The organism is Streptomyces scabiei 87.22, from assembly GCF_000091305.1.
Taxonomy (GTDB): domain Bacteria; phylum Actinomycetota; class Actinomycetes; order Streptomycetales; family Streptomycetaceae; genus Streptomyces; species Streptomyces scabiei.
This window is the reverse complement of sequence record NC_013929.1, coordinates 4,462,555-4,478,269: the sequence shown is the minus strand read 5'-3', so window position 1 is coordinate 4,478,269 and position 15,715 is coordinate 4,462,555. Positions and strand designations below refer to the sequence as shown.

The 15,715-nt window shown below is 71.2% G+C and carries 15 protein-coding genes; 8 read left to right on the top strand and 7 right to left on the bottom strand.

Annotated elements, in window-relative coordinates:
* Window positions 1-164 precede the first annotated feature (164 nt).
* Together SCAB_RS18960 and SCAB_RS18955 are read left to right on the top strand one after the other, a co-directional pair.
* On the top strand, window positions 165-926 hold the full coding sequence (locus tag SCAB_RS18960) for a MerR family transcriptional regulator (RefSeq protein WP_013001688.1): 762 nt from the start codon (window positions 165-167) through the stop codon (window positions 924-926).
* A 188-nt stretch (window positions 927-1,114) separates the two neighbouring features.
* On the top strand, window positions 1,115-2,092 hold the full coding sequence (locus SCAB_RS18955; RefSeq protein ID WP_013001687.1) for a DedA family protein: 978 nt from the start codon (window positions 1,115-1,117) through the stop codon (window positions 2,090-2,092).
* A gap of 98 nt (window positions 2,093-2,190) precedes the next feature.
* Here the strand turns inward: SCAB_RS18955 and SCAB_RS18950 are convergent, their stop codons facing one another.
* Window positions 2,191-3,918, bottom strand: a complete 1,728-nt coding sequence (locus SCAB_RS18950; protein WP_374194903.1) for a threonine/serine exporter family protein — start codon at window positions 3,916-3,918, stop codon at window positions 2,191-2,193.
* A gap of 136 nt (window positions 3,919-4,054) precedes the next feature.
* On the bottom strand, window positions 4,055-4,543 hold the full coding sequence (locus SCAB_RS18945) for an inorganic diphosphatase (protein WP_013001685.1): 489 nt from the start codon (window positions 4,541-4,543) through the stop codon (window positions 4,055-4,057).
* A 79-nt stretch (window positions 4,544-4,622) separates the two neighbouring features.
* On the opposite strand from SCAB_RS18945, the gene dacB reads away from it, so the two are divergent.
* The 6 genes from dacB (at window position 4,623) to folE (ending at window position 12,581) form a co-directional block, all read left to right on the top strand.
* Complete coding sequence (gene dacB / locus SCAB_RS18940; RefSeq protein ID WP_013001684.1) at window positions 4,623-6,272, top strand: D-alanyl-D-alanine carboxypeptidase/D-alanyl-D-alanine endopeptidase; 1,650 nt, start codon at window positions 4,623-4,625, stop codon at window positions 6,270-6,272.
* Between the two features lie 175 nt (window positions 6,273-6,447).
* Window positions 6,448-7,572, top strand: a complete 1,125-nt coding sequence (locus SCAB_RS18935) for a zinc-dependent metalloprotease (RefSeq protein WP_013001683.1) — start codon at window positions 6,448-6,450, stop codon at window positions 7,570-7,572.
* Window positions 7,573-7,763: 191 nt separating this feature from the next.
* Window positions 7,764-8,930 carry a tRNA lysidine(34) synthetase TilS gene (tilS, locus tag SCAB_RS18930; RefSeq protein ID WP_013001682.1) on the top strand — a complete coding sequence of 389 codons (1,167 nt, stop codon included), beginning with the start codon at window positions 7,764-7,766 and terminating at the stop codon, window positions 8,928-8,930.
* 95 nt (window positions 8,931-9,025) lie between these two features.
* Window positions 9,026-9,586: a hypoxanthine phosphoribosyltransferase gene (gene hpt, locus SCAB_RS18925; protein ID WP_013001681.1), complete on the top strand. Its 561-nt coding sequence runs from the start codon at window positions 9,026-9,028 to the stop codon at window positions 9,584-9,586.
* Window positions 9,587-9,764: 178 nt separating this feature from the next.
* Window positions 9,765-11,780: an ATP-dependent zinc metalloprotease FtsH gene (gene ftsH, locus SCAB_RS18920; RefSeq protein ID WP_037726195.1), complete on the top strand. Its 2,016-nt coding sequence runs from the start codon at window positions 9,765-9,767 to the stop codon at window positions 11,778-11,780.
* A 195-nt stretch (window positions 11,781-11,975) separates the two neighbouring features.
* On the top strand, window positions 11,976-12,581 hold the full coding sequence (folE, locus tag SCAB_RS18915; RefSeq protein WP_013001679.1) for a GTP cyclohydrolase I FolE: 606 nt from the start codon (window positions 11,976-11,978) through the stop codon (window positions 12,579-12,581).
* Window positions 12,582-12,609: 28 nt separating this feature from the next.
* On the opposite strand, the gene SCAB_RS18910 is transcribed toward folE, so the two are convergent.
* The 5 genes from SCAB_RS18910 to folP all read right to left on the bottom strand — a co-directional run bounded on the left by SCAB_RS18910 (window position 12,610) and on the right by folP (window position 15,645).
* Window positions 12,610-13,095: a DUF3180 domain-containing protein gene (locus SCAB_RS18910; protein ID WP_013001678.1), complete on the bottom strand. Its 486-nt coding sequence runs from the start codon at window positions 13,093-13,095 to the stop codon at window positions 12,610-12,612.
* Window positions 13,096-13,160: 65 nt separating this feature from the next.
* Entirely contained in the window at window positions 13,161-13,772 is a 612-nt protein-coding gene (gene folK, locus SCAB_RS18905; RefSeq protein ID WP_013001677.1) for a 2-amino-4-hydroxy-6-hydroxymethyldihydropteridine diphosphokinase, read from the bottom strand.
* Complete coding sequence (folB, locus tag SCAB_RS18900) at window positions 13,769-14,128, bottom strand: dihydroneopterin aldolase (protein ID WP_013001676.1); 360 nt, start codon at window positions 14,126-14,128, stop codon at window positions 13,769-13,771. Before folB ends, folK begins: the two co-directional genes overlap by 4 nt.
* Before the next feature lie 150 nt (window positions 14,129-14,278).
* On the bottom strand, window positions 14,279-14,782 hold the full coding sequence (locus SCAB_RS18895) for a nuclear transport factor 2 family protein (RefSeq protein ID WP_013001675.1): 504 nt from the start codon (window positions 14,780-14,782) through the stop codon (window positions 14,279-14,281).
* Window positions 14,779-15,645, bottom strand: a complete 867-nt coding sequence (gene folP, locus SCAB_RS18890; RefSeq protein WP_037726200.1) for a dihydropteroate synthase — start codon at window positions 15,643-15,645, stop codon at window positions 14,779-14,781. The genes SCAB_RS18895 and folP overlap by 4 nt, the downstream gene beginning before the upstream one ends.
* Window positions 15,646-15,715 lie beyond the last annotated feature (70 nt).

Below are 15,715 nucleotides of genomic sequence, written 5' to 3'. Positions count from 1 at the left end.
CGTGTGACCGGACGCCAGTGCGTTTCACCAGCACCCGGCCCTGCGGAACCGCACAGTCCGCCACGGTCCGCGCGCGTGCCCGGCGCGTACGGCACGAAAGGACTTGCACCTCACGCGACGTGAGGACCCAGTCTTGAAGACGTACCGAGAAAGGGAGCGGAAGCATGGGCCACACCGTGGGACAGGTCGCGGGCTACGCCGGCGTCACGGTGCGCACGCTGCACCACTACGACGAGATCGGTCTCCTCGTCCCGAGCGAGCGCACCGGCGCCGGTCACCGCCGCTACGGCGAGGACGACCTCGACCGGCTCCAGCGGATCCTGTTCTACCGGGAACTCGGCTTCCCCCTCGACGAGGTCGCGACCCTGCTCGACGACCCGGAGGCGGACCCGCGGACGCACCTGCGCCGCCAGCACGAACTGCTGACCGCCCGGATCGAGAAGCTGCGGAAGATGGCCGCGGCCGTGGAACACGCCATGGAGGCACGCAAGATGGGCATCAACCTCACCCCCGAGGAACGGTTCGAGGTCTTCGGCGACAAGGACCCCGACCAGTACGCCGAGGAGGCGGAACAGCGCTGGGGCGGCACGCAGGCGTACGCCGAGTCGCAGCGCCGGGCCGCCTCGTACACCAAGGCCGACTGGAAGCGCATGCAGGACGAGGTGGCCGACTGGGGCGCGCGCTACGACGCCCTGATGACCGCAGGCGAGGAACCGGCCGGCGAGGCCGCCATGACCATGGCCGAGGAGCACCGGCAGCACATCTGCACCTGGTTCTACGACTGCCCGTACGAGATGCACGAGAACCTGGGCGAGATGTACGTCTCCGACGAGCGCTTCAAGGCGTTCTACGACGCCATGCGTCCGGGTCTTGCCGAGCATCTGCGGGACGCGATCCACGCCAACGCGGCCCGGCGGCGCCCCTGACCCCCTCCCGACCCCACCGCTGACCACACAGCTTGGTCTCAGTGCGGCCACAGGGCACCCTGGGGGAGCCGGTGGAACCTAGCGGGGTGACCGTGCGTTGATAGCTTTGGTCACCCCTGTGGGCCCCACCGTCGTGGGCCCCCGCCCACAGGCCCGCACTGTCTCTCACCCCCCAGGAGCCCGGAACCGTGACGACGATCGCCCTCGGACCGAGCTGGTTGGATCCGGACTATCTGCTCGACTCGTTCGGTATCTGGGGCCTGCTCCTGATCGTGTTCGCCGAGTCCGGCCTCCTCATCGGCTTCTTCCTGCCGGGCGACTCGCTGCTGTTCACGGCGGGCATGCTGATCGCCACCGACGTGCTGGACTTCCCGCTCTGGCTGGCCATCGTCCTGATCTGCGTCTCCGCGATCGTCGGCGACCAGGTGGGCTACATGTTCGGCAAGAAGGTGGGCCCCGCGCTCTTCAGGCGGCCCGACTCCCGCCTCTTCAAGCAGGAGAACGTCACCAAGGCCCACGAGTTCTTCGAGAAGCACGGCCCGAAGTCCCTGGTCCTGGCCCGCTTCGTGCCCATCGTGCGGACGTTCACGCCGATCATCGCGGGCGTCAGCGGCATGAAGTACCGCACGTTCCTCATCTTCAACATCGTCGGCGGCATCCTCTGGGGCGCGGGGGTCACGCTCCTCGGCGCCTGGCTCGGGCAGATCGATCTCGTCCGCAAGAACATCGAGGCGATGCTCATCCTCATCGTCCTCATCTCGGTGCTCCCGATCATCATCGAACTCCTCAAGGCGAGGAAGGCGAAGAAGAACGAGCCCCAGCAGTCCTCGCAGCCCCCCGCCGCCCCGGCCATGGACGACGCCACGACCCAGCTCCGCCGCGTCCCGTCCTCCGACCGGCCCCAGCAGCAGCCGTACGGCCCGGACCAGGGCTACGACAACCAGGGTTACCAGCAGCAGGGCTACGGCAACCAGGGCTACCCGCAGCAGGGTTACGGCGGCCAGGGGCACCAGGGCCACCACGGCGACCAGGGCCAGGGCCGGCAGGACTACGGCTACCAGCAGCCCCAACAGCAGCCGTACGCCCCGCAGTACCCCCAGGGCAACCAGTACCCGCCGAACCAGAACCAGCAGGGGTACCAGGGCCAGGACTACCCGCAGTACTGAACGCCGGAAGTACCGAACGCCCGCGGTACCGAACGCCCGTAGTGCCGAACGCCCGAGGCCCCGCGACCCGCTCCTGCGGGGCGCGGGGCCTCGGCCGTTCAGAAGCCCCTGGTGCGCTTCGCGGCCTTCCGGCCCGCCCGCGCGGCGCCCGGCAGGAAGAGCCGGAACACCTCGGACCCGAGGTTCACCCCGATCGCGATGGCCATCGCCAGCGCCGCCGCCTTCGTCAGCGACACCAGGCCCGCGTCCACGTCGTTCTGCGCGAACCCCAGCAGCCCGAAGTACGTCGCCGAGCCCGGGAGCAGGGGCCCGATCGCGGCGGTCGTGTAGGGCAGCGCGGAGGCGAACCGGTAGCGCGAGAGCAACTGCCCGAACAGTCCCACGAGCCCCGCGGCCACCGCCGTGGAGGCCACCGGCGAGATCCCGCCCGCCTCGTGCATGGCTCCGTACACGGCCCAGGCGACGCCCCCGTTCAGGGTCACCGCCAGCACGGTGGACCGTTCCTGCTGGAGCAGCACCGCGAAGGTCAGCGACAGCAGCATCGACGCCCCGAGCTGCAGCAGCGGGCGGTCCGCGCTGCCGAGGGCCGCGTCCGGGTTCAGTTCGGCACCCACCTTCACGCCGAAGTACAGGACGAGCAGCACCCCCACCACGATGCCCACGAAGAGGTACATGACCTCCAGCAGCCGGGCGGAGGCGGTGATGTAGAAGCCGGTGAGCCCGTCCTGGACACCCGCGACCAGCGCCCGCCCGGGCAGCAGGGCGAAGAGCCCACCGGTGATCACGGCGGACGCGGCCACGTCCACGTGCGTCACCGTCAGGGCCACGCCGATCGCCGCCGGAGGCATCGCCGCCACCAGGAACTGGTAGAACTCAGGCAGCCCCCGCCCCGAGCACAGCCAGGCCAGCCGGTCGCCGAGCATCGCGCCCAGCGCGGCGGCGACGAAGACGACGACCCCGCCGCCGACCAGCAGGGAGGCGGCGCCCGCGAGCAGTCCGCTGGCCGCGGTCAGCGCCCAGCCGGGATAGGGGTGCCGGTTGCGCCGTATCTCCGCGAGGCGCCGGTATGCCTCCTCCAGCGAGATCGCGCTCTCCGGTGCGCTGAGGTCGTCCACCAGATGGAAGACGGCCGCGAGCCGGGTGTAGTCGGTGGCCCGGCGCCGTACGATCCGGGCCGCCGTCACCGGGTCGTCCACCAGCGACGGCTGGTAGGTGACCGACAGCTGGGTGAAGGTGACGGTCGGCTCGCAGCGGTCGAGGCCGTAGGAACGGCACACGGCGAACATCGCCGCCTCCACGTCCTCCGCGCCCTCGCCGCCCGCGAGCAGCAGCTCCCCGATACGCAGGGTGAGGTCGAGTACGCGCGGTACCGCGGGCCCCGTGTCGCCCTCCGCGCGCGAGGGCGGCTCCGGCGCGGGACGGTCCGCCACCGGCATCCGGAGCATCGTGCGCATCCGGTCCTGCCAGGGCACGTCCTTGGTCAGACTGACGGCCGGAATCCCGCCCGCCGGGGTGAAGGCGACCGGCGCCTGCCGCGCGCTGTAGGTGCGCGGCACGCTGAACGCGGACCCCTCGTGCTCCGTCGCCGGCGGCTCGGGCTGCGCCAGCCCCTCCGGCAGCGCGAACTCGGAGGTCGTCTGTGACTCCGACTCCGCCCCGGCGGCCGGAACGTCCAGCCCGGCCGGGATCTGGAACTCCGAGGTCACCGACGCCTCGCCGTCGATCCCCAGGGCCACGCCCACCGGCACGAACGCCTCGCCCGCCTCGTCCGACACCGGCTTACGGCCCTCCCCGGGTCCGCGCTTCCCCGGTTCCGTCACTCCCACTTCGCCGCACTCCCTGAACGACACCTCAGTACGTCTCAGTATGCGCACCGGCACACACCGGCACACGAACGGGCCGCGCGCCCCTCCAGGGGGCACGCGGCCCGTTCGTGTGATCAGCCGACAAGTGTGGCCAGGGTCAGTGACCCTGCTCCTTGAAGCGCAGGTACGACTTCTCGACCTCGGCCTCGGCCTCGGTGCGGCCGACCCAGTCGGCGCCCTCGACGGACTTGCCGGGCTCCAGGTCCTTGTAGACCTCGAAGAAGTGCTGGATCTCCAGGCGGTCGAACTCCGAGACATGGTGGATGTCACGCAGGTGCTCCACACGCGGGTCGGTCGCCGGGACGCACAGCAGCTTGTCGTCGCCGCCGGCCTCGTCCGTCATCCGGAACATGCCGATCGCGCGGCACTTGATGAGGCAGCCCGGGAAGGTCGGCTCGTCCAGGATGACCAGCGCGTCCAGCGGGTCGCCGTCCTCGCCGAGAGTGTTCTCGACGAAGCCGTAGTCGGTCGGGTAGGCGGTCGAGGTGAAGAGTCGACGGTCCAGGCGGATCCGACCGGTCTCGTGGTCCACCTCGTACTTGTTCCGCGAACCCTTCGGAATCTCGATCGTGACGTCGAACTCCACCGGTGGCTCCTCCATGATCAACACATAGTTCTGGTGGTTAAGTGTCCCTCACGCAGGTGGGTGATCGCGAAAGGGGCTGGTGGTCGTGCGGGAGCCGAAGGTCTGGCGGGCCGCGAGACCGCATGTGGCGCGGGTCGCGCACAGCGTGAAACCGGGGATCGCGCGCGTCACGCGCGCCGTACGGCCCGGTGCCGCGCGCGTCGCACGGGTGGTGAAACCCGGCGTCGAACGCGTCACGAGCGCCGTCACGGCACGCTCTTCGCAGCTCGCGGGGAGCACGAAGAAGCTCACGACCCTCCAGTTCACCGCCGGCGCGGCCACCCTGGGGCTGGTGCTCTCGGCCGGGGCGGTGACCGCCGCCGGACCCTGGGACTCCTCCGGTCAGCGTACGGCCGAGCGCGACCGGGCCGCATCGGGGGCCCGTCAGGGTGGCGCAGATCACGGACGCGGCTCGGGGCGGTCGTCCGGCACGGCAGGGGCGCCCAAGCCCGCGCCGAGCGCCCCCGCCGTGCTGGCCGGTGTGGACGGCGCCTCCGGCGCGAACTCCCTGCCCGAGGCCGGCGCCCTGGCCGCCGCCCTCGACCCTTTCCTGAAGGCGCCCGTCCTGGGCCCCCGCCGCGCGGCCGCCGTCGTCGACGTCAAGACCGGCGAACGGCTGTACGCCCAGAACGCGGACGACGCCCTGACCCCCGCCTCCACGACCAAGATCGCCACGGCCGTCGCGGCCCTCTCGGCGGTCGGCCCCGACCACCGCATCGAGACCCGCGTGGTCCTGGCACCCGGCTCCGCCGAGGCCGTCCTCGTCGGCGGCGGCGATCCCACCCTCACGGCCCACAAGGACACGGGCGGCTACGCGAGCCTGCGTACCCTCGCCGACAAGACGGCCGCCGCCCTGGAGAAGCGTCACCTCAAGAAGATCACACTCACCTACGACACCTCCCTCTACGAGGGCCCCGAGCAGCACACCATCGGCCGGAACGGCAATCTCGCCCTGGTCGTCCCGCTCATGGCCGACGAGGCCCGCCTCAACGACTCCTCCAGCGGCAGCGCGGACCGCGACCCGGACCCGGCGGCGGCCGCGACCGCCACGTTCGCGGACCTCCTGGAGGAACGGGGCATCGGCACGCGGACCGAGGGTTCCGCCCGGGCCCCGAAGGACGCCGCGGAACTCGCCGCGGTCTCCTCGCCGCCCCTGACGACCCTGGTCGAGCGCATGCTCACCCACAGCGACAACGACATCGCCGAGGCCCTCGCCCGCCAGGTCGCGCTCGCGACGGACGGGAAGCCCAGCTTCGACGGCGGCGCGGCGGCCATCAAGAGCGCGCTGAAGAAGCTCGAACTGCCCCTCGCGGGGGTCGCGTTCGCGGACGGCAGCGGCCTGAGCCGGGGCAACCGGCTCACCCCGGACCTCCTCACCGCCCTCCTGGCCAGGTCCGCGGACCCCGCCCACCCCGAACTCCGGACCGTCCTCACCGGCCTGCCCGTCGCCGGCTTCACCGGCACCCTGCGGAGCCGCTACCCCGGCGACGCCATGGGAACCGGCGTCGTCCGCGGCAAGACCGGCACCCTGAGCAACGTGAACACCCTCGCCGGCACGGTCGTCGACGCCGACGGCCGGCTGCTCGCCTTCGCGTTCCTCGCCACGGAGACGGACCTGGCCGACACCGACCTCGCCAAGAAGGCCCTGACCGACGCCACCTCCACGCTGGCGAACTGCGGCTGCCGCTGAGGCCGGGGAGAGCAGGGGCGAAGCCCCGTGCTCTCAGGGGCGCGGGGCAGAGTCGACGTGCGGCTCCGCCGCGTGGGCGCGAGAACCCCCACCGACCCGCACGTACCCACCGGCCCTCACGCACCCTCACCCCACGGCCTGCCCCCAGCGGCAGCGCTCACGTACGGTTGACGACATGACTCGTATCGGTGGTGCCGAGATGGTCGACTGGAATCTCGCGGTGGCGACCGCGACCCGGCTCGTGCGGCCGGGCCCCGAGGTGAGCCGCGACGAGGCCAGGGCCATCGTCGCCGAGCTCCGCCGGCACGCGAGGGCGTCGGAGGAGCACGTCCGCGCCTTCACGCGGATGCTGCCCGACACCGGCGACGACACCCCCGTGCTGGTCGTGGACCGGCCCGGCTGGGTCCGGGCCAACGTGGCCGGCTTCCGGGAACTGCTGAAACCGCTGCTGGAGAAGATGCAGGAACGTCGCGGCAGCACCCCGGGCGGGGCCGTCCTCGGCGCGGTCGGTGGCAAGGTCACGGGCGTCGAGCTGGGCATGCTCCTGTCGTTCCTGTCCTCCCGGGTCCTCGGCCAGTACGAGACGTTCGCCCCGGCGACCCGCGAACTCCCGGCGGGCGAGAACGGCGGTGGCCGGCTGCTTCTCGTCGCGCCGAACATCGTGCACGTGGAACGCGAACTGGACGTGCGGCCGCACGACTTCCGCCTCTGGGTCTGCCTGCACGAGGAGACCCACCGGACCCAGTTCACGGCGGTCCCCTGGCTGCGGGACCACCTGGAGGGCGAAATCCAGTCGTTCCTGGCCGAGACCGAGGTCGACCCCACGACCTTCCTGGAGCGCATCCGGGAGGCCGCCCAGTCACTCGCGGGTGGCCGGCCCGAGGGAGAGGTGGGCGACGACGGTCACTCGATCGTGGAGTTGGTGCAGACCCCCGCGCAGCGCGAGATCCTCGGTCGGCTGACCGCCGTCATGTCCCTCCTGGAGGGCCACGCCGACTTCGTGATGGACGGCGTCGGCCCGGCCGTCGTGCCCTCGGTCGCGGAGATCCGCGAGAAGTTCCAGCAACGGCGCGCCAAGGGCGCCTCCCGCCTGGACCAGGCCCTGCGCAAGCTGCTCGGCCTGGACGCCAAGCTCAGGCAGTACAGGGACGGCGAGCGGTTCGTACGGGCGGTCGTCGAACAGGTCGGCATGGACGGTTTCAACCGCGTGTGGACCTCCCCGAACACCCTGCCGACCAAGGCGGAGATCGCCAAACCGGCGGACTGGGTCGCCAGGGTGCACCGCAAGGCGGAGTCGTGAGCCACGCGTGAGCGGGGTGGGCGAAACCGGCCGACGGCAGGCGAACGCACCTCCAATCACCCGTCCGAGGGACCGTGAGCGAAGGGTAGGCGTGCAATGCTCGGGGAACGGCCCGGTTCTGTCACCATCTACACACGCTGAGTGACTGAACTCGGGCTCACCTCCCGACAACTTCATGAAGGGAACCGGACATGGGTCCCCACCCCGCGGTCGCGGCGATACGCCTGGCGGTCCGCCGCGTACTCCACGACCTCCTCACCGAACTCGACACCCACGACGCCCCGCACGCGCCCGCCCGCGCGACCGCCGGCGCGCCGTCGCCCACGGGCGCACGACCGGCGTCCGCGCCCCCCGTGGCCGGCCCGCCCGCGGTCGTGCCCATCGACGTCAGGCGCGGCGCGTCCGCGCGCCCGGGTGTCCCGCGCCCCGGGACCACCGGCGACGAGCGGCCGCTCGTGCTCGTGGCGTGCTCCGGCGGCGCCGACTCCATGGCCCTCGCCTCCGCCCTCGCGTTCGAGGCGCCCAAGCTGGGCGTCCGCGCCGGCGGCATCACCGTCGACCACGGCCTGCAGCCCGGCTCCGACCTGCGCGCCGAGGAAGTCGTCCTGCGCCTGCGCGAACTGGGCCTGGACCCCGCCGAGTCCGTCGCCGTGACCGTCGGCCGCGACGGCGGCCCCGAGGCCGCCGCCCGGGACGCCCGCTACGCCGCCCTCGACGCCGCGCTGGAACGCCACGGAGCCGCCGCCGTCCTGCTCGGCCACACCCGCGACGACCAGGCCGAGACCGTCCTGCTCGGTCTCGCCCGGGGCTCCGGCATCCGCTCCCTGTCCGGCATGGCCGCGGTCTCGGGGGCCGACGGCCGCTACCGCCGGCCGTTCCTGCAGCTCGACCGGCAGACCGCCCGCAAGGCATGCATGGTCCAGTCGCTGCCCGTGTGGGACGACCCGCACAACACCGACCCCGCCTACACCCGGTCCAGGCTCCGCCACGAGGGGCTGCCCGCCCTGGAGAAGGCGCTCGGCAAGGGTGTCGTCGAGGCCCTCGCCCGTACGGCCCAGCTGTCCCGGGACGACGCCGACGCCCTCGACACCTGGGCCCGTCAGGCCGAGCCCGGCGTCCGGGACGCCGCCGGCCTGCTGGAGTGCGCGAAGCTCTACGCCCTGCCGCCCGCCGTACGCCGCCGGATCCTGCGCCGGGTCGCGATCGAGGCCGGTGCCCCGGCCGGTTCCCTCTTCGCCCGGCACATCGAGGAGGTCGACCGGCTCATCACCGGATGGCGCGGTCAGGGGGCCATCAATCTCCCCGGCCGGGTCGTCGCCCAGCGCCAGGGTGGCAGACTGGTGATTCGGCAAGGCTGAATCCGGACGCCGAAGGGGCCCTCGTGCAGGGCCCCGAACCCCCCGCACGGGGTGTGCGCGTCCGGGAGCGGCCCTGGGACGACCGACCGAAAGTGATGCGGGTGGACGCGAAAGACATGGGTGCCGACCTCAAAGAGGTGCTCATCACCAAGGAAGAGATCGACGCGAAGCTCGTCGAGCTGGCCTCGAAGATCGACGCGGAGTACGCGGGCAAGGACCTGCTGATCGTCGGAGTGCTCAAGGGCGCGGTCATGGTCATGGCGGACCTCGCGCGGGCGCTGTCCACCCCGGTCACCATGGACTGGATGGCCGTGTCCTCCTACGGCGCGGGCACCCAGTCCTCGGGTGTGGTGCGGATCCTCAAGGACCTCGACACCGACATCAAGGGCAAGCACGTCCTGATCGTCGAGGACATCATCGACTCGGGCCTGACCCTGTCCTGGCTGATCTCCAACCTCGGCTCCCGCGAGCCCGAGTCCCTGAAGATCTGCACCCTGCTGCGCAAGCCCGACGCCGCCAAGGTCGCCATCGACGTGGAGTGGGTCGGCTTCGACATCCCCAACGAGTTCGTCGTGGGCTACGGCCTCGACTTCGCCGAGAAGTACCGCAACCTCCCGTTCGTCGGTACGCTCGCGCCCCACGTCTACGGCGGCTGAGCAACCCCGGTAAGACGCTCGGGAACCCCAGCGGGTTTCGCGCCGTTGGAGCATGCGTGGACGGGATTGCGAGCAGTCCCCTGCGGCTTCGGGTGACAATGCTGGGGTACCGTCCGAAGAACAGTCTTTTATCAAACTCACTATGGCAGGAGGGACGGGGCGGCACCGCTCCGTATGGATGGACGTGAAGCGATACTTCCGTGGGCCAGTCATGTGGATCGTGCTGGCCGTCCTTGCCGTGGTCGTGTTGATGCAGGTCGTCGGCTCGTCCGGCGGCTACAAGACGGTGGACACCGGCCAGGTGGTCCAGGCGATCAATGACAACAAGGTCAAAGAAGCCAAGCTGACCACCGGCGAAGAGCAGCTCATCAAGGTGCAGCTCAAGGACGGTCAGAAGATCGAGGACAGCTCGAAGATCCAGGCGAGCTACATCGGCGACCAGGGCGTCACCCTCGCCAACACCCTGCAGGACAAGTTCCAGAACAAGCAGATCCCCGACGGCTACACGGTCTCCCCGACCAAGCAGAACGCTTTCGTCGGCATCCTGCTGTCCCTGCTCCCCTTCGTCCTGATCGTCGTCGTCTTCCTGTTCCTGATGAACCAGATGCAGGGCGGCGGCTCCCGGGTCATGAACTTCGGGAAGTCCAAGGCCAAGCTCATCACCAAGGACACCCCGAAGACGACGTTCTCCGACGTCGCCGGTGCGGACGAGGCGGTCGAGGAACTCCATGAGATCAAGGAGTTCCTGCAGGAGCCGGCCAAGTTCCAGGCCGTCGGCGCCAAGATCCCCAAGGGTGTGCTGCTCTACGGCCCGCCCGGTACGGGCAAGACGCTGCTGGCGCGTGCCGTCGCCGGTGAGGCGGGCGTCCCCTTCTACTCGATCTCCGGTTCCGACTTCGTCGAGATGTTCGTCGGTGTCGGTGCCTCCCGGGTCCGTGACCTCTTCGAGCAGGCCAAGGCGAACGCCCCGGCGATCGTCTTCGTCGACGAGATCGACGCGGTCGGCCGCCACCGCGGCGCCGGCCTCGGCGGTGGTCACGACGAGCGCGAGCAGACGCTGAACCAGCTGCTCGTCGAGATGGACGGCTTCGACGTCAAGGGCGGTGTGATCCTCATCGCCGCGACGAACCGCCCGGACATCCTCGACCCGGCGCTGCTGCGCCCGGGCCGCTTCGACCGTCAGATCGCCGTCGACCGCCCGGACATGCAGGGCCGTCTGGAGATCCTGAAGGTCCACCAGAAGGGCAAGCCGGTCGCGCCCGACGTCGACCTCGGCGCCGTCGCCCGCCGCACCCCCGGTATGACGGGTGCCGATCTGTCCAACGTCCTGAACGAGGCCGCGCTCCTGACGGCCCGCAGCGACAAGAAGCTGATCGACAACCACATGCTGGACGAGGCGATCGACCGTGTGATCGCGGGCCCGCAGAAGCGGACCCGGATCATGTCGGACAAGGAGAAGAAGATCACCGCGTACCACGAGGGCGGTCACGCCCTGGTCGCGGCGGCCTCACCGAACTCCGACCCCGTCCACAAGATCACCATCCTGTCCCGGGGCCGCGCCCTCGGGTACACGATGGTGCTGCCGGACGAGGACAAGTACTCGACCACCCGTAACGAGATGCTCGACCAGCTCGGCTACATGATGGGTGGCCGCGCCGCCGAGGAACTGGTCTTCCACGACCCGACCACGGGCGCCTCGAACGACATCGAGAAGGCCACCGGCCTGGCCCGTGCGATGGTCACCCAGTACGGCATGACGGAGCGTCTGGGCGCCATCAAGTTCGGCGGCGACAACTCGGAGCCGTTCCTCGGACGTGAGATGGGTCACCAGCGCGACTACTCGGAAGAGGTCGCCGCCCTGGTGGACGAGGAAGTCAAGAAGCTCATCGAGAACGCGCACAACGAGGCCTGGGAGATCCTGGTCGAGAACCGCGACGTCCTCGACAACCTGGTGCTCCAGCTGCTGGAGAAGGAGACGCTGGGCAAGGAGCAGATCGCCGAGATCTTCGCCCCCATCGTCAAGCGTCCGCCCCGGCCCGCGTGGACCGGCTCCTCCCGCCGCACCCCCTCCACCCGTCCGCCCGTGCTCTCCCCCCGGGAGCTGGCACTGACGAACGGCGCGAACGGCGCGACGCCGGCGATCACCACCAAGGCGCCCGTCGACGCGACTCCGGAGGAGAACGCGGAGAGCTGACGCACCACCCGGTGAGAACCGGCCACCGGGAGCCCCGGCTTCCGGCCCGGATTCCTCACCAGGCCCGGAATGGATGCCGTGCCCCCCAGGTTCTAGCCTGGGGGGCACGGCATTTTCGTATAACCGGAACATGGCCGAAAAAATGAGACGCGTGGCCGTGCGCGTCGCAGGCTCGGCCCAGGAGCGAGGCACAGCATGACCGACCCCGTGACGCTGGACGGTGGCGGCGCCATCGGCGAGTTCGACGAGAAGCGCGCCGAGAACGCCGTACGGGAGCTGCTGATCGCGGTCGGCGAGGATCCCGACCGGGAGGGGCTCAAGGAGACGCCGGCGCGGGTGGCGCGGGCGTACCAGGAGATCTTCGCGGGGCTGTGGCAGCAGCCGGAGGACGTGCTGACCACGACCTTCGACCTCGGGCACGACGAGATGGTGCTCGTGAAGGACATCGAGGTGTACAGCACCTGCGAGCATCACCTGGTGCCCTTCCGCGGTGTCGCGCACGTCGGGTACATCCCGTCGACCAGCGGAAAGATCACCGGTCTGTCGAAGCTGGCCCGGCTCGTGGACGTCTACGCCCGGCGGCCGCAGGTGCAGGAGCGGATGACGACGCAGATCGCCGACTCGCTGATGGAGATCCTGGAGCCGCGCGGGGTGATCGTGGTCGTGGAGTGCGAGCACATGTGCATGTCGATGCGGGGCATCCGCAAGCCCGGCGCGAAGACCATCACGTCGGCCGTGCGCGGCCAGCTGCGGGACGCGGCCACCCGTAACGAGGCGATGAGCCTGATCATGGCCCGCTGACCCGCGGGCCCTTCGGGGACGGGTCGCTCTACGTCGCCCGGGCCGCCCCGCCGCCCGTGTCGTCGTCCTCCGGGAGCTTGCAGACGCGCTCCAGGAAGAAGGCGGCCACTATGACGGCGATGCCCGCGAGGACCGAGAACCCGGCGTAGATGGCCTGGTCGCGGCGGGCCGGGACGTCCAGGGACTCCAGGAGGAAGATCCCGACCCCGCCGTACATCCCGGCGACGAGGGCGGCGACGAGGGCGCTGGCCTGGCCGAAGACGACCGCGCGGGCGGCCATCAGGGGCTCCACGCCCTTGGCGCCCGGCCGGCGCTCGCGCTGGGCCTTGAGCCGGTTGCGCAGGGACAGTGCGGTGGCCGTCAGGACGGCGGCGATCAGGGCGAGCACGATGGGCGCGGCCAGCGGGACGCTCGGCAGCGTGTCCAGCGAGTTCCACAGCCGGGCCCCGGCCCAGGACAGCACCCCCGCCACCACGAACACCGCGGCCAGCGTCCTGATGCGCAGCTCTTTCACGATGCCCCTTCGACGAGCCCGATGCGGCGGCGTCGGGGATGTCCCGACCCGGTAGACCTTAACGACTACGCGGGCAGGTGGAGTTCCAGGTCGGCGCGGGGCGTCACGCCCTCGCGGGCGACACCGTCGAGGAGCGCGGCGACCGGGCCGCGGCCCGTCAGCAGGGCGTCGGGGTCGACGTCGTGCCAGGGGACGAGGACGAAGGCCCGCTCGTGCGCGCGCGGATGCGGCAGGGTGAGCAGCGGGTCGTCGGAGACGACGTCCGCGTACGCCACGATGTCGACGTCCAGCGTGCGCGGCCCCCAGCGCTCGTCCCGCACCCGGTGGAACGCCTCCTCCACGGCCTGGGCCCGCTCCAGCAGCGAGGAGGGCGGCAGGGTGGTCTTCAGGACGACGACCGCGTTGAAGTACGAGGGCTGGCTGCCCGGCGCCACCCCCCACGGCTCGGTCTCGTACACCGGCGACACGGCCTTGACGCGGACGCCCGGCGTGTCCTCCAGCGCGTCGATGGCGCCCTGGAGGGTCTCCAGCCGGTTGCCCAGGTTCGAGCCGAGGGAGAGGACCGCCCGGCGGGGGTTGTGCAGGGTCGAGTCGGCCTCGTCCACCTTCCGCACGACGGAGGCGGGCACCGGCTGTACGGTCGGGTCGCTCTGACCCGCGGTGAAGGACGCGGTCATGCTCGGCTCCGGGTGATGGTGACGGTCACGTCGTCGAAGGGGACGGTGATCGGCGCGTTCGGCTTGTGCACGGCGACCTCGACCTCCTGGACCCCCTCGTGCGCGAGGCACGCGCGGGCGATGCGCTCGGCGAGCGTCTCGATGAGGTTCACCGGCTCGCCCTCCACGAGGGCGACGACCTCCTCCGCCACGATCCCGTAGTGCACGGTCTTCGCCAGGTCGTCGTCGGCGGCGGCGGGCCGGGTGTCCAGGCCGAGCGTGAGGTCCACCACGAAGGTCTGGCCCTCCTCGCGCTCGTGCGGGAACACCCCGTGGTGTCCACGGGCCCTGAGGCCACGCAGCGCGACACGATCCACGCGAATCACTCCTGCAGTCGTCGGGAACGGCCGGTGCCACCCGCCTCGTCCGTGTCGTCCGTACGCGGTCGGCACACCGGCCACCTTCGAATCTACCTGCGAGCGACGACAACGCTCACGCACGTGGACCCGGGTGGACCGCCTACCCCGTCAGGAGGGTGTGTCCTCGCTCTCGTCCTCATCGGTTTCGGTCAGCACCGGGGAGCCGTGGTGCGACCAGAGCTTCCAGCCGTCGGACGTGCGCCGGAACACGTTCGTGGCCACCACCAGCTGGCCCACGAGCGGCCCCAGCTCGTCACTGCCGTCCGGCGCCGGAGCGCCGCTGAGGATGTTCTCGGTGCAGGTGACGAGCGCGGTGTCCCCGGTGACCGACACATGCACGTCGGTGAGGAAGAACTGGATGTACTCCGTGTTCGCCATGATCAGCGCGTACGACCGCAGCACCTCGCCGCGCCCGGTCAGCACCGGCCAGCCGGGGTGCACGCAGGAGATCACGCCCGTCTCGGCGGGGTCGTGGTACTCCTCGTCCACGCCCACGTCGGCCGGGACCAGCCAGAGCGAGGAGAGCGTCTCGAAGTCGCCCTGTTCCATGGCCTCGTAGAAGGCCCGGTTGGCGAGTTCGACCTGTTCGACGTCGGTGTGGGGAGCGCTCACCGCTCCCGGGCCCCTTCGACGGCGCGGGCCACGCGGACCGCGTCGGCGGTGGCGCGCACCTCGTGCACCCGGACCGCCCAGGCGCCCTGCCGGGCGGCCAGGGCCGACACGGCGGCGGTCGCGGCGTCCCGCTCGCGCGCCGGCGGCGGGGCGCCCTCCGGGCCCGCCAGCACCCGGCCGAGGAATCGTTTGCGGGACGCGGCCACCAGCAGGGGGTGGCCGAGGCCGAGCAGCCGGTCGAGGTGGGCGAGGAGGGAGAGGTCGTGCTCGGCGTCCTTGGAGAACCCGAGTCCCGGGTCGACGACGACACGGTCCGCGCGGACACCGCCCTCCAGGACGGCCTCCACGCGCGCGTGCAGCTCCCGCGTCACCTCGGCGACGACGTCCTCGTAGACGCCGCGGACGTTGCCGCCCTCCAGGAAGCCGCGCCAGTGCATCACCACGAAGGGGGCGCCCGCCTCGGCGACCACCGGGATCATCGCGGGGTCGGCGAGGCCGCCGCTGACGTCGTTGACGAGGGCGGCGCCGGCGGCGAGCGCCTGTTCGGCCACGGAGGCGCGCATGGTGTCCACGGAGACGGTCACGCCCTCGGAGGCCAGGCCCCTGACGACCGGGACGACCCTGCGGAGCTCCTCCGCCTCGTCGACCCGGGCCGCGCCGGGGCGGGTCGACTCTCCGCCCACGTCCACCAGGTCCGCGCCCTCCGCGACCAGGTCCAGGCCGTGCTTGACGGCCACCGTGGTGTCGAACCAGCGGCCGCCGTCGGAGAACGAGTCGGGGGTGACGTTGACGACCCCCATGACCGCGCAACGGTCCCACACGGGCATTCCGGCCACCCGGCCGCGCCCGTTCTGCATGCTCATGCGTCAAGCCTAGGCCCACGGCGCCGGCGGCCCCGACCCGAGCCGAAGCCGTCCGGCGCTCGCGCGTCCG